Below are 19367 nucleotides of genomic sequence, written 5' to 3'. Positions count from 1 at the left end.
CCAATCACAGTCTATGTGACAGCCGATGCCAGATATATGTCGTCATTCTTCTTTTCATATATCTGCCAGCGTTCGCCAGTGAATCTGCGCTAACAAAGACTGAGAAATGCTGTTTCAAAAAATGAAAGACCCGGCCCCTCTTCTGGTCTGCCGGGCCTCACTTCATGGCTCTAGAGTTGCCTCTCAGCCGTGCAGGCGCTTGGCAATGTCCGCCACACGCGCACCGTACAGACGTGCCGTTTCCAGATCTCCAGATGGGATGTCATCTGCACCTACATCAGCTGGGGACTGTACCAGCACACCAGCAGAACCACCCAGATTGTTTACATCTGCACGTGTTGCCGCTTTGGTGTTAGACGGAGGCAAGCCCAGGCTCACCCACAACCCACCATGCTGAGCTGCCAGTGTCTGCAGATAAATCAGGCTGACCTGTTTATCACCGTTGAGACTGGCACTGTTAGTGAAGCCACCGAATACCTTGTCTTGCCAGCCACGGGTAAACCACACCTTGGATGTTGCATCGGCAAACTTTTTGAATTGCCAGGGCACGGATCCCATGTAAGTAGGTGCACCAAAAATAATTGCACTGGCGGCATTCAGTTTTTCCCAAGCAGCCTCAGTGATATCGCCGTCACTGTTCACTTCGATCAGCTCTGCGCTGGCACCTTCAGCAACAAACTCAGCAACGCGGCGGGTATGTCCGTAACCAGAAAAATAAACAACGACAGTCTTGCTCATGCTTTAACTCCTACAGTGTGAACACCCAGCTGCGGCAACGCAGATGGCTACAGTTCTAAATAAGAACCAAGTATCGAGTTGAGGAATGCTATTCAGCTGGTACGGGGTAAACAAGAGGTGACAGGGGCGTAAGCTGGTTACTTTAAAGTAACCAGCCTGATGTTGCGGATAGCAGTCACTGTAAAACCAGCCTTCCGTTCAGAGGTTGCACAGGGCGATTGTTGGCATGCGGCACCGCCTTTGTTAGCGCATTGATTTGCTCTTTCGAGGCGGTCATCGGTTGTTTCATAACCAACCAGCGTACTCCTTCAGTACAAGGTGGTGTAGTCAACGAACCACTGAAACGAAAATATTCCTTGTCAGCTGGCAACAGTGCCTCAGCCGACAGTGGCTGAGACAATTCAATGTGTGCAGCCTTACTGTTACCCATTGTGCTGGCAACCTGGCTCAGGATGGGGTTGGCAGCTCCTTCAGCAAACATCACAGCAACAACAGCCAGATTGCTATTTTTGTCTATATGCACCAGATGCCCTTCCAATGGGTAAGACTTACCTTCAATCAGGTTCTCAGCGGGCGTATGGAAGTGAAACTGCTTCAGCTCAAATGGCTCACCGTCTACCTCGATATAACTGCCTGCGGCTGTCGCAATCTTGATGGTATGACCAAGATGTGAAATTTCCGCCTTACCTGTACTGTAGTGAAATTCAAGCGGTGCCAGATGCGCCTCTGTGAATCCGGTGAGATTGATAGGCGATTGGTTCTTACCTTTGCAGAAAACATAGTCCGAACTCAGTTTTGCCCAGTTTTCCGGACCAATGTCTCCGCTATACCCCCAATTGCTGCCTTCGGCAGCCAACGAAGATAACGGCAGTAACATCAGGCTGACAGCCAGTATGGACGACTTCATGTGCACCTCTATTCTTACAACTTACCAGGTGAAATACCCTCTCTGATGGGCTCAGGAGGTATCACCAAATACTCAAGCTGATCAGGGCATGGCGCCACAGATCAATCTCAAGCCTCCAACAAGCGGGAAGAATAGAGGAATAACTGCACATATATTGTGTAAATTTGTACCACCAACAGAAACATCAACGGTGAGCTGACATGGTTTCAGCAAGCAGGCAATACCTTCCCCCGACACTCACCAAAACCAATGGAGCCCCCGCCTTCGGCATGGCAACGGGCACGCAGGACAATGACATCGCCATCCTCGAGGAACGTACGACGCTCGCCATTTGCCAGCTGGAGAGCCTCCTTGCCGCCGTGGGTCAGCTCCAGTAATGATCCGAACTCCCCCTCTTCTTTGCCAGACAGCGTGCCTGATCCAAACAGGTCACCTGACTGCAACTGGCAACCGTTCACACTGTGATGTGTCACCATCTGCGCCACCGTCCAGTACATATTCAGGGTGTTACTGCGGCAAATGACTTCTGGCTCCATGCCCTCAGCAGCCATTCTTTCCGTCAGCAGCAACACTTCCAGTTCAATATCATAGGCGCCTTCAGCCTGATCCTTGTGATCAAGCAGGTAATCAAGCGGCTCAGGATCCCCCTCCGGGCGGCTGGGCTGAGCTTTACGGAAGGGTGCCAGGGCTTCAGGGCTGATAATCCAGGGCGACACCGTGGTAGCAAAACTCTTCGACAGGAAAGGCCCCAGAGGTTGATATTCCCAGGCCTGCACATCGCGTGCGGACCAGTCATTCAGCAGACAGAAGCCGCCGATATGATCAGCGGCCTCACTGATAGGGATGGCCTGACCGACTTGATTACCGCTGCCAATCCAGATGCCCAGCTCCAGCTCGAAATCCAGTTTTTTGCTGGGGCCAAATACCGGTACAGTTTGCCCGGCCGGCAGGGTTTGCCCCTTAGGACGATGGAACGTAGCACCCGATACAGCAATGGTCGAAGCGCGTCCGTGATAACCAATAGGGACATACTTATAGTTGGGCAGCAGAGGATTATCAGGACGAAAGAGTTTGCCGACATTCATCGCGTGGTTAATACCGACATAAAAGTCAGTGTAGTCACCAATGCGCGCAGGCAGCAGCATCTCGCAGAGACTCATTGGGCGCAGCAACGCTTCGCCCAATGCCTCCATCCGTACCTGATAGACACTGCCCTCCTCCAGCAATGCCAGCAGCGCCTGCCGGAACTGTACGCGCGCATGCTTTCCAAGTGCAAAGAAGGCGTTCAGCTGACTGCCTGCTGCCAGTGCCGCAGCCTTAGCAGCCAGCCCTTGCTCCACTTCAACAAATAGTCCGGCATCCACCGCCACGCGCAAGTCGAGGACGCTGTCACCGATAGCCACACCTCCACGAGGAGACTCTCCGGCGACGCGAAACACGCCAAGCGGCAGGTTCAACAGGGAAAAGTCGGGGTGATCATTTGCACTGCGTACCCAGCTTCGTACCGGCTGATGTGACGTTAGACTCTGTGTCATGAGAATTCCTCTTGTTGTCGGAGGGAAAGCGCCTTACCTGCCCGCCCTCGCTTTATGCTTTAACAGGCTGTTGAAAAACGTTATCGAGGCAGCCGAGACAAGGAAATACCCCGAGGGCACAAGAAACAGGCGAAAAAGCGGAGTTTAGTGGACTAAATGAGCATTTTGAGCCTGTTTTTGACGCGGTATTCGGCAACGCAGATAGATTTTCAACGACCTGTTAAAAGACCGCACTACCTGGCCAGTTAACGGCTGCTCAGCCCGTAAACGTTTTACTCATGCCTGCCCAGCAACTATCGTAGTCTGCCTGTAGCTCCTCCCCTTCCAGAGCCTGCGGTGTAGGGCGCAATACCACGCAACTCTCGAACATAAAGGCCATGGTGTTATCGATCTTGTGGGGTTTCAGTTCGGTGGCTATGGCCTGTGCCGTTGTGGCATTGTCAGGTCCATGTGCACTCATGCAGTTGTGCAGTGATGCGCCACCGGGCAGGAAGCCTTCCGCCTTGGCGTCATACGCACCCTGAATCAGCCCCATGAACTCGTTCATCAGGTTGCGATGGAACCATGGAGGACGAAAGGTGTTCTCTGCGACCATCCAGCGCGGCGGGAAAATAACAAAGTCGACATTGGCCTGACCGGGTATCCCGCTGGGCGACGTCAGCACAGTAAAGATCGATGGATCGGGGTGGTCATAACTGACCGTACCGATGGTATTGAAACGCCGTAGGTCATACTTGTAGGGCACGTTGTTCCCGTGCCAGGCCACGACATCCAGTGGTGAATGATCAAGCTGTGCTACCCACAACTCACCCAGGAATTTCTGCACCAGTTCGGTGGGCTCGGAGCGATCCTCAAAAGCGGCTACCGGCGTCAGGAAGTCGCGGGGATTGGCCAGGCCGTTACTGCCAATTGGCCCCAGGTCCGGCAGGCGCAATGCAACACCATGATTTTCACAGATATACCCACGAGCGTTGTCATCCAGCAGACTGACCCGAAACTTCACTCCACGTGGGATCACTGCAATTTCCAGCGGTTCTATATCCAGCACACCCATTTCGGTTGCCAGACTCAGGCGACCAGACTCAGGGACAATCAGCAGCTCACCATCGGCATTGAAGAACACCCGCTCCATCGATACGTTGGCTACGTAGCGATAGATGCTGATCCCCGTGGCCTGATCGGCACTGGCAGTGGCCGCAATACGCTGCATACCATCGATGAAGTCCGTCCTGCCCTGTGGTAAGGGCAAAGGATTCCAGCGCAGACGATTCGGTGTAACAGTGCCCAGTTCAGCACCATTCAGCTGACGTTCCAGCCTGCAGAAACGCGGATGTGCGGCCGACGGACGAATACGATAAAGCCAGGTACGACGGGCCTCCGCACGTGGCACAGTGAAAGCCGTACCTGACAGCAGTTCCGCATACAGACCATAGGGTACTTTCTGTGGCGAGTTCTGCCCCTGAGGCAAGGCACCTGGCAGTGCTTCACTGCTGAACTCGTTACCCCAACCCGATTGATAGTGACGCTCTGCACCGTGCATAACCCGTCTCCTTATTGTTGTTCAGTCATCGTCTGGTTCAGTGGCGCGGTCAGTATCGCCTGAATTGACAGGCTACTGGTCGCAGCGCCAATAACACATTTCACTTTTGCGTAATTTAATTACGCAAAAGGTAATTTGAATATTCAACAGCGTCAAGCTATAACAGCAAACGATTCATGGTTAAGAACCTGTTAACCCTCTGCCAGCGATTGCCAGACGGAGCACAAGCCCCTGTGTCAGCGGGATCTGTCACACCGGGAGGTTGACGTACGGTGCCCAGTAACAGGTTTTTAGCCAAATCTTGCAGCAGATTCCCCACCGACCGATGAGTACACATGGCCAGAGCAACACGCAGCAGCAATACATCAACCCGGCAAGACGATGATCTGTCTCTGCAGGAATTTTCCAGCGAAGACAACGCGCCACGGCGCAAGAAAGTGCAATCTGCTGAAGTTGGCACCGACATTCTCAAAGGTCTGGCCGAACTGGCCCCAGCCACTTCCCTTACCCGCCTTGCAGAACATCTGGCCATGCCCGCCAGCAAGGTGCATCGCTATCTGCAGGCACTGATTGCCAGCGGTTTTGCCGAGCAGGACAGCACGACCAACCATTACGCTCTGGGTCGGGAAGCACTCTTTGTCGGACTTGCTGCCCTGGGCAGGCTGGACGTGGTCAAGATAGCCACACCACAACTGGCTGCTTTGCGCGATGAGCTTAATGAAACCTGCTTTCTGGCCGTCTGGGGTAACAAAGGCCCGACAGTGGTGCATGTGGAACAAGCAGTACGCGCTGTGACGCTGGTCACCCAGGTAGGATCTGTGTTACCGCTACTCACATCGTCTACCGGTCTGGTCTTTCAGGCCTTCATGCCAGAAAGAGAAACCCGCGCCCTGCGGGACGAGGAAGTTTCTGCCCTTCCTCATTTACTCGCGACCGATCTGGAGCAACAAGCAGCTGCCATCCGCACACAAGGTCTGCATGCTGTTCATGGGCTGTTACTACCGGGAGTGAATGCCCTGTCTGCGCCTCTGTTCAAAGCAGGTGGCGAGTTGTGTGGGGTGATTACCATGGTGGGCTCGGCTACAGGCTTCAATGCTGATCCCGCAGGCGCTGCTGCACAGGCCATCATTGCCAGTGCCCGGGAGATCAGTCAGCGTCTGGGTGGTCTGCGTATCTGAGGGTGATTGAGCTTCGCACAGCGTGTTCACGATCTGACGTGCCGCCAGACATCCCGGCGGCACGTCACGTAATCGACGATCAGGCTGACTCGGTATCCAGCACACCACGGCGAATCTGATCACGCTCAATCGATTCAAACAGCGCCTTGAAGTTACCTTCGCCGAAGCCACTGTCACCCTTGCGCTCGATAAACTCGAAGAAAACCGGCCCCAGCAGGGTTTCTGAGAATATCTGCAGCAGCAATCGGCGGTCGCCCGGTTCCGATGAGCCATCCAGCAAAATACCTCGGGCCTTCAGCTCATCGGTTGGCTCACCGTGACCCGGCAGGCGCTCTGCCAGCATCTCATAGTAGGTATTGGGCGGAGGTGTCATAAACCGCATACCCAGGTCTTTTAGCTTGTCCCAGGTTTGCAGCAGGTTGTCGGTAAGGAAAGCCACATGCTGGATACCTTCACCGTTGAACTGCATCAGGAACTCTTCGATCTGCCCCGCACCTCGGGATGACTCCTCGTTGAGCGGAATACGAATCATACCATCGGGTGCCGTCATCGCCTTCGAGGTAAGGCCGGTGTATTCGCCTTTGATATCGAAATAGCGAATCTCCCGGAAGTTGAACAGCTTCTCGTAGAACCCGGCCCAGTAGGCCATACGACCACGGTAGACGTTGTGAGTAAGGTGATCGATCAGTTTCAGACCCGCACCTTGCGGATGACGGTCCACACCCTCGATATAGTTGAAGTCGATATCGTAAATGGATGAACCATCACCAAACCGGTCAATCAGGTACAGAGGAGCACCACCGATGCCCTTAATTGCAGGCAGACGCAGCTCCATGGGGCCGGTCGGTACCTCCACTGGCTGCGCGCCCAGTTCCAGCGCTTTGGCGTAGGCGTGATGGGAATCCCGCACCCGGAAAGCCATACCGCAGACCGATGGGCCATGTTCTGAGGCAAAGTAAGCAGCGTTGCTCTTAGGCTCACTGTTGACGACCAGATTGATATCACCCTGGCGATAAAGCTCCACCGCTTTGGAGCGATGCACCGCTACCTTAGTAAAACCCATCATGGCCAGCACAGGCTCAAGCACGCCGGGCGTAGGAGAAGCCAGTTCAATAAACTCAAAACCCATCAGCCCCATGGGGTTTTCAAATAAATCAGACATGTTCTGTTCCTCGTTATTCTTGTATGGAAGCACTGCTCGCAGATTTGCATCAGTATGCGCTGAAGCTGGCAGTGCGAAGATGCATCACGGCTGCATCGGTTGCCTGGAGGATAAAGACACCGGTTGAATGCTCATAAACAGCGCCCCCGGAAAGGGCCGCTGTACACAAGGTGTCAGGAGCAGAAAGAGGGAGGCGCACAGACAATGCCGCGCACACTGCGAGCAAGGTAGTCGCCGATCAGAAGCTGGAATCCGTAGTGCTGCATAGTCTTGATACCTGATAGCACTGTTTGATTATTGGCAGCCATGTCGACCACCAAATAAATTACGCATACGGAAATTTAATTACGCAATTTGAAAGCCATACTACCCAGCTGGCGATCTGAGTCAAGCCAGGACAGCAAAATCTCGCACACTCCTTCTGTTTATGAGCCTCATTCAACACAGTACAAGGGCCGGACCTGTCCACTGCCTCATCTATGAACTTACCGCAGCTATCGCAACAGTCTGATTCATCGCCGCTGCCTCTATGAATCAGACGTGGCTACCCCCATAACGACTGTCCGGCTTTGACATGCTTAACCGTATGTTAGAACCCAGCAAGGCGCAGATCTTGCCTACTTGTCACATCGGACTACTTAACGGAGCCACACATGTATCCCAACGTACAGCTGTTTATCAACGGTGAATGGCAAGATGCCCAGAGCGGCAAGACCATTGCGGTCATCAACCCTGCCACGGAAGAAGTGATCGGCCATATTGCTCACGCCGAGAAAGCCGATCTGGACAAGGCGCTGGCCGCTGCACAAAGCGGTTTCGATGGCTGGAAAAACAGCTCGCCGGTGCAGCGCAGCAAGATCATGCGCAAAGCGGCGGACCTGCTGCGCGAGCGTGCTAATCACATTGCCCAGCTGATGACACTGGAGCAGGGCAAGCCGCTGGCCCAGTCCAAAGCCGAAGTACTGGGCGCTGCTGATACCATCGACTGGTTTGCCGAAGAAGCACGCCGCACTTACGGTCAGGTGATTCCTTCGCGTCAGCCCGATGTCCAGCAGCTGACCTTCAAAAAGCCTGTCGGCCCGGTAGCCGCATTCACCCCCTGGAACTTCCCTATCAATCAGGTGGTACGCAAGCTGTCTGCAGCGCTGGCGGCAGGTTGTTCGTTTATTGTCAAAGGCCCGGAAGATACCCCCGCGTCACCTGCCGAACTGATTCGAGCCTTTGCTGATGCAGGTCTCCCTGCGGGTGTAGTCAACCTGGTGTATGGCGTACCCGCAGAAATTTCCGAATACCTGATCCCCCATCCGGTGATTCGCAAGATCTCCTTCACCGGCTCTACCCCAGTAGGCAAGCATCTGGCAGCACTGGCGGGTCAGCACATGAAAAAGGCCACCATGGAGCTGGGTGGCCACGCCCCCGTGCTGGTCTTTGCCGACGCCGATCTGGATGCAGCGGCCCGCGATCTGGCCGGTGCCAAATTCCGTAATTCCGGACAGGTGTGTATCTCCCCTACCCGCTTCCTGGTACATGCGGATGTATACGAACAGTTCATTGAGAAGTTCGTTGCGGAAGTACAGAAGCTGAAAGTAGGTAATGGTCTGGACGAAGGCGTCACCATGGGTCCGATGGCACACAAGCGTGGTCTGGAATCCATCGAGCGCTTTGTTAACGACGCCGTAGAGAAAGGAGCCACCGTCAGAACCGGAGGCAAGCGTATTGCCGGAGCCGGATTCTTCTTCGAGCCCACTGTACTGAGCGACGTACCAATGACCGCCCGTGCCATGACGGACGAACCCTTTGGCCCGGTAGCCCTGATCAATCCGTTCACCCATTACGATGAAGCGGTGGCCGAGGCCAACCGTCTGCCCTACGGTCTGGCGGCCTATGCCTACACGCGCTCCCACGCCACCATTACCGCACTTACCAATGACATTGAAAGCGGCATGCTGACCATTAACCATCTTGGCTTCGCCTTGCCGGAAGTGCCCTTCGGCGGCATGAAGGATTCAGGCTATGGTACCGAAGGGGGCAGCGAAGCCATCGAGTCTTATCTCGACACCCGCTTTGTGACCACTGCTGGGCGCTAATGCGTTCACGCCTGTTCATGGGACCTGCACGCCCTGCCGAGCAGGTCTCAGTATTCCTCAGGAACGTGTCCATCAGGGACTGGTCTGCCAGTCCTCCAAGGCAATGTAAGGCATGATGATGCCGTGCTGTTCGGCAATACGCTGATAGGTACCATTGGCCTTGAGCGCACGCAGTGCTTCGTTGAATCGGGCAAGTATCTGCTCGGCATCGGGCCAGTTACGCGACATCATCAGATAGTTGGCACCGGTCTGCAGCGGCATTTGCAGGGTAAAGAAGCATTTGGCCAGCTCTTTGCCAAACTCTTTCCTTATCAGATACCAGCCCACTACCTCTACCGCTGGTGTCAGGTCGATCCGTCCTTCCCGCAATTTATGGAAGTTCTGCACCTCGCCATTCACGTATTCCACGTACAGTTTGGCATCGTTGAACATCTTCTCGTAGTAATAGCCCCGCACTGCACCGATGCGGAAGATGCGCAGGTCCTTCAACACTTCGAACTGGATATCAATGGGTTTACAGCTGGCACTGTAGTAAAAGAATTTGGTCTGTTTGCTATAGAGGGGATCAGAGAAAAGGAACTTCTTCTTACGTTCTTCCGTGGGCACGTAAGGGACTGCCGCCCATACACTCTGGTCTTCCACTGATGACTCAGCCCGCTTCCACGGCATAAAGGTCATCGTCAACGGTTCGCCCATTTGCTCACCCACCGCAGTCAACAAATCGGTGAGAAAGCTGTCCGCCTGATTGCGACTGGTATAGGGGGGTAACTCATCGGTTGCAATCAGCAACGGCGCGGCCTGCAGTGCTCCTGAAACAAGCAGAAGCCAGGTCAAAACAGCAGCAATTCTGTACTTCACTCTACTGCGTGCCATGACTGCGCCCTGATATGGAATGAAGCTCATGCCCCGATAATCAGCACAGCCTGCGCCGGGCGGATCTATCAACAACTGCTAAAGTATAGACCTCGCCTCTGGTCGCGATATCGCCGATGGTGTCAACCACTGCACTATCAGCGCCGTTTACAACTATGCCGCAGGCCTGCTTTTCTTTGACTGCGGAATACGACAGTTCCATCGACCCACTGACTTACCGAAAACGCTTGCCATTATTTATTGAAAAGGACGTAACCCCATGCAAATCCAGTGTTTTGATTCACCGCAGGAAGATGCTGTCAAACAGCTCTATACCCTGGTCCGCCAGTACAACACCGAGGTCATGGGTTATAACGACGCCCGTCCCTTAAATGTGCTGGCATGGAATGACAGGGAGGAGCTGGTCGGCGGCGTCGGCGGCCGTACCATCTATGGTCACTTTCTGGTTGAAGTGGTGTGGGTGGCGGCAGACAGCCGTCGCAGCGGTGTGGGTCGTCAATTGATGGAGAGGGCAGAAGAGGAAGCACGGGCACGCGGCTGCACCGCCGCACAGGTGGACACCCTGTCGTTTCAGGGAAGAGAGTTCTATGCCCGTCTGGGCTTCACCATCGTCGGTCAGATAGCTAACTTTCCTCCCGGTCACCAGCGCTACTTCATGCACAAGCTCTATACTTGAATGGGCATAAGCAGGTGCGGCAGGCGGAAAACCTGTTCACGATGCAGCGAGCCCGTGCCCAACAACGCTAGTCAACAGAATGCATTGGCAAATACAGGTGTGGCCATGGCTGACATCAACGCAGTACACATCCGACCCGGCTTCTTTCCCGGCGTGATTGGCAACATGGTGGCGATGCATGCCGAGTACTACGCTACGGAATGGAACTTCGGCCTCTACTTCGAGTCACAGCTGGCCATGGAAATCGCTGCCTTCGCCGAACGTTTTGATGACCGTCAGGATTGCCTGCTTTGTGCCCTGTTCGAGGACAGACTGGCAGGCTGTATTGCCGTAGACAGCCTGCATCTGCGGGAACGAGGCGCACAGCTGCGCTGGTTTATGCTGGATGAGCCATTGCGCGGAACCGGTGTCGGCAAGACCCTGTTGCAGCGCGCTCTGGCCTTCTGCCGCCAGCGCCACTATGAAAATATCTTTCTGCATACATTTGAAGGCCTGCAAAGGGCCCGACAGCTCTATGACAAAGCAGGATTCCGGCTGATAGATGAGCATCACAGCAGACGCTGGGGAACGTCAGTCAACGAACAGGAACTGGAATTACGCCTATAGCAATAGGCCCACCAGACAAATAAATAATGTGTTAGTTAACAGCCTGATACTTTACTTCCAGCGAAAGAATACCTCTGGTCAGAAACTTTACTGCCCGTTAGCAGCCGAGCAACCTCAATGCTAAAAGCCTCTCACTACCAGCAATTCAACTAATTTGTAACGCATCGGCCATTAACTTTTCCCATGTCGCACCGCACAATCATTGCAGACGGCGATGATCAGGCGAGCGAGAAAGTAAAGGAGACAGTGATGGCACGACTCTTCCAACGGAATCCGCAATTGAATCTGGCCTTGCAGGGGGGAGGTGCCCATGGCGCGTTTACCTGGGGTGTGCTGGATTATCTGCTGGAAGATGGCTACTGCGAGTTTGAAGGTATCAGCGGCACCAGCGCAGGTGCCATGAATGCCGTTGCCATGGCCCATGGCTGGATGGAACAGGGCCGCGAAGGTGCCCGACAGGCGCTGCAGAATTTCTGGCACGCAGTCGCCAGCAGTGCGCCTTTCCAGCTGGCCAGCCAGAATGACAATGATCAGCTGACCGTATCACCCGCCCTCAACTTCGTCATGGGCCTGACCCACTACTTCTCGCCCTACCAGCTCAACCCCATGGACCACAATCCGCTGCGCAAGATTGTTGAGAGCCAGTTCGACTTCGCCCGATTGAGCCAGTGCAGTCCGTTTAAGCTGTTTATCGCTGCCACCAATGCCAATACCGGGCACCTGCGGCTGTTTCATCGCCACGAGCTGACGGCTGACGCCCTGCTTGCCTCCGCCTGTCTGCCGACGCTGCATCACTCGATCGAGATTGAAGGGGAACCCTACTGGGATGGCGGCTATTCTGCCAACCCGGCCATTTTTCCGCTGTTCTATGAGTGCAAGAGCGATGACATCCTGCTCATTCTGCTGTCTCCCATGCGCCTTGGAGAGCTGCCGCGCTCCGCACAGGAAATCAAGAATCGCGCCATGGAGATTGCCTTCAACAGTGCCTTTCTGCGGGAAATGCGCATGATCGTGCAGGCCCGCGACTTTGCCGGATTATCCTGGCTGCCCTACGGCCGGCTGGAGCGCAATCTGGCCCGCATCCGCTTCCACATGATAGACCCTGATGAGCGCATGTTTGCCCTGCCGACCGAATCCAAACTGGTGGCCTATCTGCCCTTCTTTGAGATGTTGCGCGATATGGGCCGTGTGCAGGCCGCATTATGGATGGACAGCCACCGCCAGCAGCTGGGGAAAGACTCTACCATCGACCTGAAAGCCTTGTTTGGTCAGGGCCTCTGAGATATCCCGCTGTAACTCGCCGCCATCACGCGCAAGGGGAGTTGAGGTATACCCAGCGGGATAAGGTATAGTGTGGCCTCGCCTTAACTGCCGAGCCACACCCTATGACTTTCAGCATCAGCCCCGCCTTTATTCGCAGCCAACAGCGCAATATTCAGATCTTTGCCGTCGTGCTGGTGCTCCTGGGAATCGGTGCGCTGTATCTGGGGTACAAGAACAACCAGTATCAAATGTATATCTTTGCACCGATGATGTTCTGGCTGGCATGGCACAAGTATCAGCATCTGGCCTACTGGCGCGACGAGGCCGGACATATTCGCCTCACCCTTACCGATACCGAGCTGCAGGTCAGCCAGGGTGACAACCTGCGAACCACCCTGCTGACGGATATTGACCGTCTGACCCTGCAACGCAAGTTCAGAAATATCGACTCCATTCTGGTCCATCATCGCTTCGGACAGGTCCAGCGCCTGCGTGGCTTTACTGAAATGGATACGCTTGCCAGCACACTGACCGCGGTGGTTGGCAGCGACAAGGTTAGAACCAGTTATATCCTCCACAAGTAGTCCAACCAGAAGCCCTGCTCTATCTGGCAGGGAGCTTAAGCATTTCACCGATATTGCGTGCGGTTCTGGTCAGTTGCTCCTTGCCGCTGGCAAGTGCCTGCAGCAGGCTCTGCGGCCCGGGGCTGATACTGAATACCGCGTTGATGCCATGCTGATGCACTATCTCGTAGCCTTCGCCTACACTCCCCGCCACCGCAATCACCGGCTTGCCCAGACGCTGTGCCACCTGAGCCACCCCAAATGGGGTCTTGCCATATATAGTCTGGTGATCAATGCGCCCTTCGCCTGTCAGCACCAGATCAGCTGCCGCGATCTTGTCTTCCAGCTGTACCGTATCAATTACCAGCTCAATACCCGGCCGCAACTCCGCTCCCAGACCGGCAAACAGCCCAGCCCCCAGACCCCCTGCCGCGCCCGTACCGGGATGATTGAGCGCATCACGACCACTCTGACCCGCCAGCATGGCGCCGAAGTGCAGCAATGCCTGATCCAGCTGTATCACCTGCTCCGGGCTGGCTCCTTTCTGTGGACCAAAGACAGCAGATGCCCCACGCTCCCCACACAGTGGATTAGTCACATCACAGGCGATATCGATCTGCACCTGTGCCAACCGCGCATCAAGCGTCGACAGATCAAGGCTGGCCAGCATAGCCAGCGCCGCACCGCCCAGCGCAATCGGTGCACCGGTCTGATCAAGCAGGGTCGCTCCCAATGCCATCAGCATCCCTGCTCCACCGTCATTGGTCGCGCTGCCGCCAATACCCAGCACAATACGCTGTGCCCCGCGCGTCAGGGCCGCTTCAATCAACTCCCCCGTACCAAAACTGCTGGTCAGCAACGGATTGCGCTGGTCGGGTGGCACCAGATGCAATCCGCTGGCTTCAGCCATTTCCATAACGGCGGTCTTACCCTGATCAATCAGGCCAAAATAGGCCCAGGTTTTCCCGCCCAATGGCCCATGCACCTCCACATCAACACGCTCGCCCCCCAGCGCCTGTAACAGGGTCGCGGTGGTTCCCTCGCCACCGTCAGCCATGGGGACCAGCTCACAGTGCGCATCCGGCAGTGCCGTTCGTAGTCCGTCGGCCAGTGCTTCAGCCACCTCCATGGCAGTCAGGCATTCCTTGAATGAATCGGGGGCGATAACAATGTGCATCCGCTACTCCTTGTTGATGGGTCGCTGTCAGTTGGCTGTTTGGACCTGCTTTTTCAGAACGGGAACCCGCTCTGTCACCGTCGGCACTCCTGCTCGACATGGCAGGCGCACATGAGGTTATGATCAGGCCCCTATACAAATAGCGGGCTTTCCCTGCCTTGCACAAGCTTTGATACAGATGAAAGGAGCCAGTGGCTATGCACGTGAAAGGGTGGGAGGTACCATAACAGCCCTTTTATGGACTGTGGATTAGCGTTCAGTCTTTTGCCTCAGGCAATACCTGCACCGGCTAATCCATGACCATCAGTACCGTGACAACCTACACACCGTCTTTACGAGCAGGCAGGATGCTTCCCCATGCTTGATTTGTTTTCCGTTCTCTATGCCAGCTATCTGCTGGTCACACCGGTGCAGGGCAGTGTTGCTGCTTATCAGGCACAACAGGCCCGAAGCGAGCTGGCCACCGCCGAGCAGGTAGCACGCGCCATCGGTGACGACATCGGTGCCTATTACCTGCTCAACAAACGCATCCCGGCGGATCTGAAACAGGCAGGCTACATCAAACCACTGCCGGATATGATCGACAGTGTCCAGATCAGGGAGCGGGATGGCATTCTGCGCGTCAACATGAAAGACGAGCGTTTTGCAGGTGGCGGACTGATCTTCAACCCCAGCCTGACCGAAGGGGGCAGCATTCAATGGCGTTGCTCAGGTGTCAGGTTGCCCTGGTATTGGCTGCCCGCCAGCTGTCAGGCTTATCGTCCGGCAACTCAGCCCGGGGCCGCTGCACCGTAATCGACGACCTCTTCTTTACCACTGCGAGCAGAGGCCAGCACGGCCAGTGCCACCGCCAGTGAACGAACGCCTGCCCAGCCATCCGCCGCCGGATGGCTGCCAGAGAAGATAGCCTGACGGAACTGACTGACGCCCTCTTCATAAAGATTGTGATGGTCCAGTGGTAACCGCATGCGCCCTTCCCCATTGCGCAACCAGACATCGCCGGTCGGTTGCTGCGTCATCACGCCTTTGGCCACCAGACTGCCCTGATCGCCGTGAACTTCCAGTCCGGTATCGGCAAAAGGCGTGGCAAAACTCTCATGGGTATAGGCCAGCAACCCGGAAGGGAACCTCCAGACACTCATGGCGCCGTCCTCAATGCCTTCGCCCATCCCTGTGTTCTGGGTCATGGCCATGACCGACAGCGGATACTCGCCCAGAATAAATGCCAGGGTATCGGCGTTATGAACGGTAATATCCAGTACTACGCCGCCGCCCGCATCGGCTTTGTTTATCCGCCAGCCGCGCAAATGTTCCGGCAGGCTCACGGCATGAAACACTCTTGCTGCCGAAGGCGTACCAACCGCACCACTGGCTATTTGCTCACGCAGCGCCTGATGGGTAATGGCATGGCGTAAATGGTGATTGGTCGCCATGACCACACCGGCATCTTCACAGGCGCGCACCATGGCAACGGCATCGTCGAGATTAAGCGCCAGTGGCTTTTCACAGAGTACATGCACGCCTGCCTGTGCCGCCTGAATACACTGATCACGGTGCAGCTCATTGGTGGTGGAGATATAGACCGCGTCCGGCTTCTGCTCAGCCAGCAAGGTGGCGAGATCAGTATAGGCATTGGCGATCAGATGCTGGCTGGCATAGTCCAGCCCCCGGCTCTCGCTTGACGACAAGATCGCCACCACTTCATCACCCTGACTACGAATGGCAGGGATCATCCACTCTGCGGCAATCGTACTGGCGCCAACGACTGCCCACTTCATCGAGCTGCTCATCGCTTTTCCTCCTGTCACAGTACAACCCCCTGCACCGGTGCATGAGCCTTCATTCGAATCTTGTCCAGCACCTGAATCAAGGCATGGGACTGCTGCAGATTGTTCCAGCCCTTGCCGGATTCAGTATGCCCGACAAAGGCGGAGACCATCGCCGCGTACTGGTTCTGCGCAGGGAGCAAAACTTCCAGACCAGTGCCCAGCTCACCGCCGGTTTCCATGCGAATACGGGTGCCTTCTACCGCCGGATTGAAAGGCACATCCAGCTCCGCCCAGCCTTTGCGCCCCATCAGAACGATACGCTGGTACTTGGCCAGCTGAGTAGACACCGTCATGTTCAGTACTCGCCCCTGACCAAAGTCGAGCAGTGCGCTGGTAAGGCGGTCGGTACCGAAACGCGGATCAATATCCATCACGCTCTGCACGGACAGCGGTTCACAACCATAGCTCCAGAGACCCGCCAGAACGGTATAGCAGCCGATATCCAGCAGACCGCCGCCGCCCCACTCGGCCACATTACGCACGTTGGCAGGGTCATCATTGGCATAGCTGAACATGGCATGGATGGCGTGCACGTCGCCAATGGCGGGCAGAATGGTGTCATGAATGGCCTGCCACTGCTGGTGATGACACACCATGAACGCCTCCATCACCACGCGGTCACTGTGTTTGACGGCATCCAGCAGCGGATGCAGATCCGCCAGATCGAGGGCAATAGGTTTTTCGCACAGCACATGCTTCCCCGCCTGAATGGCTTTCAGCGCCCAGGGCACATGCAGGTGGTTGGGTAAGGGAATATAGACAGCCTCAATCTGCTCATCAGCCAACAGAACCTCGTAACTGTCATAGCACCGGGCAACACCGAACATATCGGCAAATGCCTGCGCCTGCTCCTGCGAGCGCGAAGCAATGGCATGAATCTGATGGCCAGCCTCAATAATGGCCGGCGCCACCTGAGTACGAGCAATCTTGGCGTTACCTAGAATTCCGAAATGCATTAAGCGGAGCTCCTGTCAGATCACTGGAAATGCAGATCACCCATACACTGCGGATCTGCAAAAAGAGGATGTTGGCTGTCGGGCGGTATCAATGATTATGGTCAGCTCAGCGGTATATGCCAGCAGGCGATGACATTTTGCCCGGAACCTGCTGATGATCAGCCGCGCACCAATCACTCGGCACTGGAAAGACCTTCGCGGCCCCCTGTCAGACTCACCAGCTTATTAACGAGTAACAGTCCTTCGTCAGCCCCTGTCTGGCCTGAGCTCGCGAACACCTTCTGACAGCAATGGGCCAGTAACAGCGTTACTGGCCCAGCGTCAGGTGGAAAAACGTGATGCCCGTCAGCCTTTTACTGACCCCGCCATCAGGCCTCTGACAAAATAACGCCCTGACACCACGTAGACGATGAGTGTGGGCAGGGCGGCCAGCAAGGCACCGGCAAAATGGACGTTATAAGCCTTCACGCCGGTGGAACTGTTCACCAAATTGTTGAGGGCGACGGTCATAGGCTGGGAGTCATAGTCACTGAACGAGGCACCGAAGAGGAAATCGTTCCAGATATTGGTGAACTGCCAGATCACCGTCACCACAATGATCGGGCCAGAGCTGGGCAGTAAGATGCGGTAGAAGATTTGCCAGAACCCCGCACCATCCAGCTGTGCAGAGCGCACCAGCTCGGTCGGGAAGGCTTCGTAGTAATTGCGGAAGAACAGGGTGGTAAAGCCCAGACCGTAGACCACATGCACCGCCACCAGCCCCCAGGTGGTGCCTCCCAACCCCAGCCAGCCGAGAATCTTGGCAGCGGGAATCAGCACAATCTGGAAAGGAATAAAGCAGCTGAACAGCATCAGGCCAAATATTGGCTTATGGCCGGGGAAGCGCCACTTGGTCAGTACATAACCATTGATGGCTCCGAACAGGGTGGACAGCATGACTGCTGGCACCACGATCAGGATGGAGTTGACGAAGTATGGCTTGAGGCCGGTGGGCTGCACGCCTATCTGTGCCTTCGACCAGGCTTCCAGCCAGGGCTCCAGCGTCCACATATGAGGTAGCGCCAGCATATTGCCACTGCGAATTTCATCGAGGGGCTTGAGCGAGTTAACCACCATCACAAACAGCGGCAACAGGTAGAACAGTACAAAGAGCAGCAGGACCAGATAAATGACCCGCCGCATGACCTGGCTGGTGCGAACGGCTGCACCATCGCTTTTGCTAGTTACGCTCATGTTGACGCTCCCGCAGCTCGGAATACAGATAAGGCACAATGATCGCTGCTACCGTCATCAGCATGATGACGGCTGATGCCGCCCCCACTCCCATCTGATTGCGGGTAAAGGTGTACGAATACATGAACGTGGCGGGTAACTCCGTCGCCCTGCCCGGCCCGCCATTGGTCAGGGCAATAATCAGGTCATAGGACTTGATGGCCATGTGCGCCAGCACCACGAACGCCGACAGAAATACCGGCCGCAGCATCGGAATCACGATGCGCCGGTACATATGGTAAGGCGATGCACCATCCACCTGAGCCGCCTTCAGCACCTCATTGTCGATACCGCGCAAACCGGCCAGAAACATCGCCATCACAAAACCGGATGACTGCCACACCGCCGCAATCACCACGCAATAAATGGCGGTGTTGGTCTCCTTGATCCAGCGGAAGGTGAAACTGTCCCAGCCCCACAGGTGCATGACATGCTCAAGCCCGATACCGGGATCGAGAAACCACTTCCAGGCGGTGCCAGTGACGATAAAGCTGACGGCCATCGGGTAGAGATACACCGGGCGAATCAACCCTTCGCCGCGAATTTTCTGATCCAGCAGGATGGCCAGAAACAGGCCCAGACACACGCAGATCAGAATGTAGAGCCCACCGAAAATGCCGAGATTTTTCAGTGCCAGATGCCAGTTCGGTAAATTGAACAGCCTGACGTAGTTCTCCAGACCGATAAGATCGGTGGAGGCGAACATCTTTGAATTGGTGGAAGACAGATAGCTGGTGTAGACGATAAAGCCGTACACAAAGACCAGGATCACCGCCAGACTGGGAGAAAGTGCCAACCTGGGCAGCATGCGCTGGAGCCAATCGCGTTGGTAATTTTGCATGGTTCTTGACCCTGTTGCGGCCGGGTCGACTTCCACCTGTAATCAGACAGGTACGATGCCAGCCGCCTCGTCGCCACCGGTGCAGCACACCGGGGCAACATGGTTATTCCGAGCCCGTAAGCTGAGGCCATGCCATCAATGGCAGGGCGTCAGCTCAGAGCGAC

18 protein-coding genes are annotated in these 19367 nt (G+C 55.5%); 7 read left to right on the top strand and 11 right to left on the bottom strand.

The window, feature by feature from the left end:
• Window positions 1-183: 183 nt before the first annotated feature.
• The 4 genes from WH50_RS11220 to hmgA form a co-directional block, all read right to left on the bottom strand.
• Window positions 184-738 (bottom strand): flavodoxin family protein, encoded by a 555-nt coding sequence (locus tag WH50_RS11220; RefSeq protein WP_110187382.1) that lies wholly within the window; start codon window positions 736-738, stop codon window positions 184-186.
• Between the two features lie 175 nt (window positions 739-913).
• Window positions 914-1645: a carbonic anhydrase gene (locus WH50_RS11215; RefSeq protein WP_110187381.1), complete on the bottom strand. Its 732-nt coding sequence runs from the start codon at window positions 1643-1645 to the stop codon at window positions 914-916.
• Window positions 1646-1851: 206 nt separating this feature from the next.
• Entirely contained in the window at window positions 1852-3180 is a 1329-nt protein-coding gene (gene fahA, locus WH50_RS11210; protein WP_110187380.1) for a fumarylacetoacetase, read from the bottom strand.
• A 256-nt stretch (window positions 3181-3436) separates the two neighbouring features.
• The gene (hmgA, locus tag WH50_RS11205; protein WP_110187379.1) at window positions 3437-4720 is read right to left on the bottom strand and encodes a homogentisate 1,2-dioxygenase; all 1284 of its coding nucleotides are present in this window, start codon (window positions 4718-4720) and stop codon (window positions 3437-3439) included.
• 335 nt (window positions 4721-5055) lie between these two features.
• On the opposite strand from hmgA, the gene WH50_RS11200 reads away from it, so the two are divergent.
• Entirely contained in the window at window positions 5056-5898 is an 843-nt protein-coding gene (locus WH50_RS11200; protein ID WP_110187378.1) for an IclR family transcriptional regulator, read from the top strand.
• Window positions 5899-5977: 79 nt separating this feature from the next.
• On the opposite strand, the gene hppD is transcribed toward WH50_RS11200, so the two are convergent.
• Window positions 5978-7060 carry a 4-hydroxyphenylpyruvate dioxygenase gene (hppD, locus tag WH50_RS11195; protein ID WP_110187377.1) on the bottom strand — a complete coding sequence of 361 codons (1083 nt, stop codon included), beginning with the start codon at window positions 7058-7060 and terminating at the stop codon, window positions 5978-5980.
• A gap of 653 nt (window positions 7061-7713) precedes the next feature.
• On the opposite strand from hppD, the gene WH50_RS11190 reads away from it, so the two are divergent.
• Window positions 7714-9147 carry an NAD-dependent succinate-semialdehyde dehydrogenase gene (locus tag WH50_RS11190; RefSeq protein WP_110187376.1) on the top strand — a complete coding sequence of 478 codons (1434 nt, stop codon included), beginning with the start codon at window positions 7714-7716 and terminating at the stop codon, window positions 9145-9147.
• A 72-nt stretch (window positions 9148-9219) separates the two neighbouring features.
• Here the strand turns inward: WH50_RS11190 and WH50_RS11185 are convergent, their stop codons facing one another.
• Window positions 9220-9981 (bottom strand): substrate-binding periplasmic protein, encoded by a 762-nt coding sequence (locus WH50_RS11185; protein WP_165838394.1) that lies wholly within the window; start codon window positions 9979-9981, stop codon window positions 9220-9222.
• A 298-nt stretch (window positions 9982-10279) separates the two neighbouring features.
• On the opposite strand from WH50_RS11185, the gene WH50_RS11180 reads away from it, so the two are divergent.
• The 4 genes from WH50_RS11180 to WH50_RS11165 all read left to right on the top strand — a co-directional run bounded on the left by WH50_RS11180 (window position 10280) and on the right by WH50_RS11165 (window position 13149).
• Complete coding sequence (locus WH50_RS11180; protein WP_110187374.1) at window positions 10280-10696, top strand: GNAT family N-acetyltransferase; 417 nt, start codon at window positions 10280-10282, stop codon at window positions 10694-10696.
• 105 nt (window positions 10697-10801) lie between these two features.
• Window positions 10802-11302: a GNAT family N-acetyltransferase gene (locus WH50_RS11175; RefSeq protein WP_165838393.1), complete on the top strand. Its 501-nt coding sequence runs from the start codon at window positions 10802-10804 to the stop codon at window positions 11300-11302.
• Between the two features lie 249 nt (window positions 11303-11551).
• Window positions 11552-12583, top strand: a complete 1032-nt coding sequence (locus tag WH50_RS11170; protein ID WP_207780264.1) for a patatin-like phospholipase family protein — start codon at window positions 11552-11554, stop codon at window positions 12581-12583.
• A 104-nt stretch (window positions 12584-12687) separates the two neighbouring features.
• Window positions 12688-13149, top strand: a complete 462-nt coding sequence (locus tag WH50_RS11165; RefSeq protein ID WP_110187371.1) for a hypothetical protein — start codon at window positions 12688-12690, stop codon at window positions 13147-13149.
• Window positions 13150-13168: 19 nt separating this feature from the next.
• On the opposite strand, the gene WH50_RS11160 is transcribed toward WH50_RS11165, so the two are convergent.
• A complete protein-coding gene (locus WH50_RS11160; protein ID WP_110187370.1) occupies window positions 13169-14305 on the bottom strand; it encodes a glycerate kinase in 1137 nt (378 codons plus the stop codon).
• 357 nt (window positions 14306-14662) lie between these two features.
• Between WH50_RS11160 and WH50_RS11155 the strand changes: the two genes are divergently transcribed.
• A complete protein-coding gene (locus tag WH50_RS11155) occupies window positions 14663-15100 on the top strand; it encodes a hypothetical protein (RefSeq protein ID WP_110187369.1) in 438 nt (145 codons plus the stop codon).
• On the opposite strand, the gene WH50_RS11150 is transcribed toward WH50_RS11155, so the two are convergent.
• The 4 genes from WH50_RS11150 to WH50_RS11135 all read right to left on the bottom strand — a co-directional run bounded on the left by WH50_RS11150 (window position 15076) and on the right by WH50_RS11135 (window position 19203).
• A complete protein-coding gene (locus tag WH50_RS11150) occupies window positions 15076-16095 on the bottom strand; it encodes a Gfo/Idh/MocA family protein (RefSeq protein ID WP_110187368.1) in 1020 nt (339 codons plus the stop codon). The two genes, WH50_RS11155 and WH50_RS11150, sit on opposite strands and share 25 nt — an antisense overlap.
• Window positions 16096-16109: 14 nt before the next feature.
• Window positions 16110-17090, bottom strand: coding sequence for a Gfo/Idh/MocA family protein (locus WH50_RS11145; RefSeq protein ID WP_110187367.1), 981 nt, complete (start codon window positions 17088-17090; stop codon window positions 16110-16112).
• 345 nt (window positions 17091-17435) lie between these two features.
• Window positions 17436-18323, bottom strand: coding sequence for a carbohydrate ABC transporter permease (locus WH50_RS11140; protein ID WP_104157129.1), 888 nt, complete (start codon window positions 18321-18323; stop codon window positions 17436-17438).
• A complete protein-coding gene (locus WH50_RS11135) occupies window positions 18310-19203 on the bottom strand; it encodes a carbohydrate ABC transporter permease (protein WP_110187366.1) in 894 nt (297 codons plus the stop codon). Before WH50_RS11135 ends, WH50_RS11140 begins: the two co-directional genes overlap by 14 nt.
• Window positions 19204-19367 lie beyond the last annotated feature (164 nt).

Source organism: Pokkaliibacter plantistimulans (assembly GCF_003194385.1).
Lineage (GTDB): Bacteria > Pseudomonadota > Gammaproteobacteria > Pseudomonadales > Balneatricaceae > Pokkaliibacter > Pokkaliibacter plantistimulans.
This window is presented reverse-complemented; position numbering and strand designations above follow the sequence as displayed.

Bases quoted from the DNA above. Each gene is read 5' to 3' on its own strand.
- WH50_RS11165 (WP_110187371.1), top strand. From the start codon at position 12,688: ATGACTTTCAGCATCAGCCCCGCCTTTATTCGCAGCCAACAGCGCAAT.
- WH50_RS11190 (WP_110187376.1), top strand. From the start codon at position 7,714: ATGTATCCCAACGTACAGCTGTTTATCAACGGTGAATGGCAAGATGCC.
- WH50_RS11180 (WP_110187374.1), top strand. From the start codon at position 10,280: ATGCAAATCCAGTGTTTTGATTCACCGCAGGAAGATGCTGTCAAACAG.
- WH50_RS11220 (WP_110187382.1), bottom strand. From the start codon at position 738: ATGAGCAAGACTGTCGTTGTTTATTTTTCTGGTTACGGACATACCCGC.
- hmgA (WP_110187379.1), bottom strand. From the start codon at position 4,720: ATGCACGGTGCAGAGCGTCACTATCAATCGGGTTGGGGTAACGAGTTC.
- WH50_RS11215 (WP_110187381.1), bottom strand. From the start codon at position 1,645: ATGAAGTCGTCCATACTGGCTGTCAGCCTGATGTTACTGCCGTTATCT.
- WH50_RS11155 (WP_110187369.1), top strand. From the start codon at position 14,663: ATGCTTGATTTGTTTTCCGTTCTCTATGCCAGCTATCTGCTGGTCACA.
- WH50_RS11175 (WP_165838393.1), top strand. From the start codon at position 10,802: ATGGCTGACATCAACGCAGTACACATCCGACCCGGCTTCTTTCCCGGC.
- WH50_RS11135 (WP_110187366.1), bottom strand. From the start codon at position 19,203: ATGCAAAATTACCAACGCGATTGGCTCCAGCGCATGCTGCCCAGGTTG.
- hppD (WP_110187377.1), bottom strand. From the start codon at position 7,060: ATGTCTGATTTATTTGAAAACCCCATGGGGCTGATGGGTTTTGAGTTT.
- WH50_RS11200 (WP_110187378.1), top strand. From the start codon at position 5,056: ATGGCCAGAGCAACACGCAGCAGCAATACATCAACCCGGCAAGACGAT.
- fahA (WP_110187380.1), bottom strand. From the start codon at position 3,180: ATGACACAGAGTCTAACGTCACATCAGCCGGTACGAAGCTGGGTACGC.
- WH50_RS11145 (WP_110187367.1), bottom strand. From the start codon at position 17,090: ATGCATTTCGGAATTCTAGGTAACGCCAAGATTGCTCGTACTCAGGTG.
- WH50_RS11160 (WP_110187370.1), bottom strand. From the start codon at position 14,305: ATGCACATTGTTATCGCCCCCGATTCATTCAAGGAATGCCTGACTGCC.
- WH50_RS11150 (WP_110187368.1), bottom strand. From the start codon at position 16,095: ATGAGCAGCTCGATGAAGTGGGCAGTCGTTGGCGCCAGTACGATTGCC.
- WH50_RS11170 (WP_207780264.1), top strand. From the start codon at position 11,552: ATGGCACGACTCTTCCAACGGAATCCGCAATTGAATCTGGCCTTGCAG.
- WH50_RS11140 (WP_104157129.1), bottom strand. From the start codon at position 18,323: ATGAGCGTAACTAGCAAAAGCGATGGTGCAGCCGTTCGCACCAGCCAG.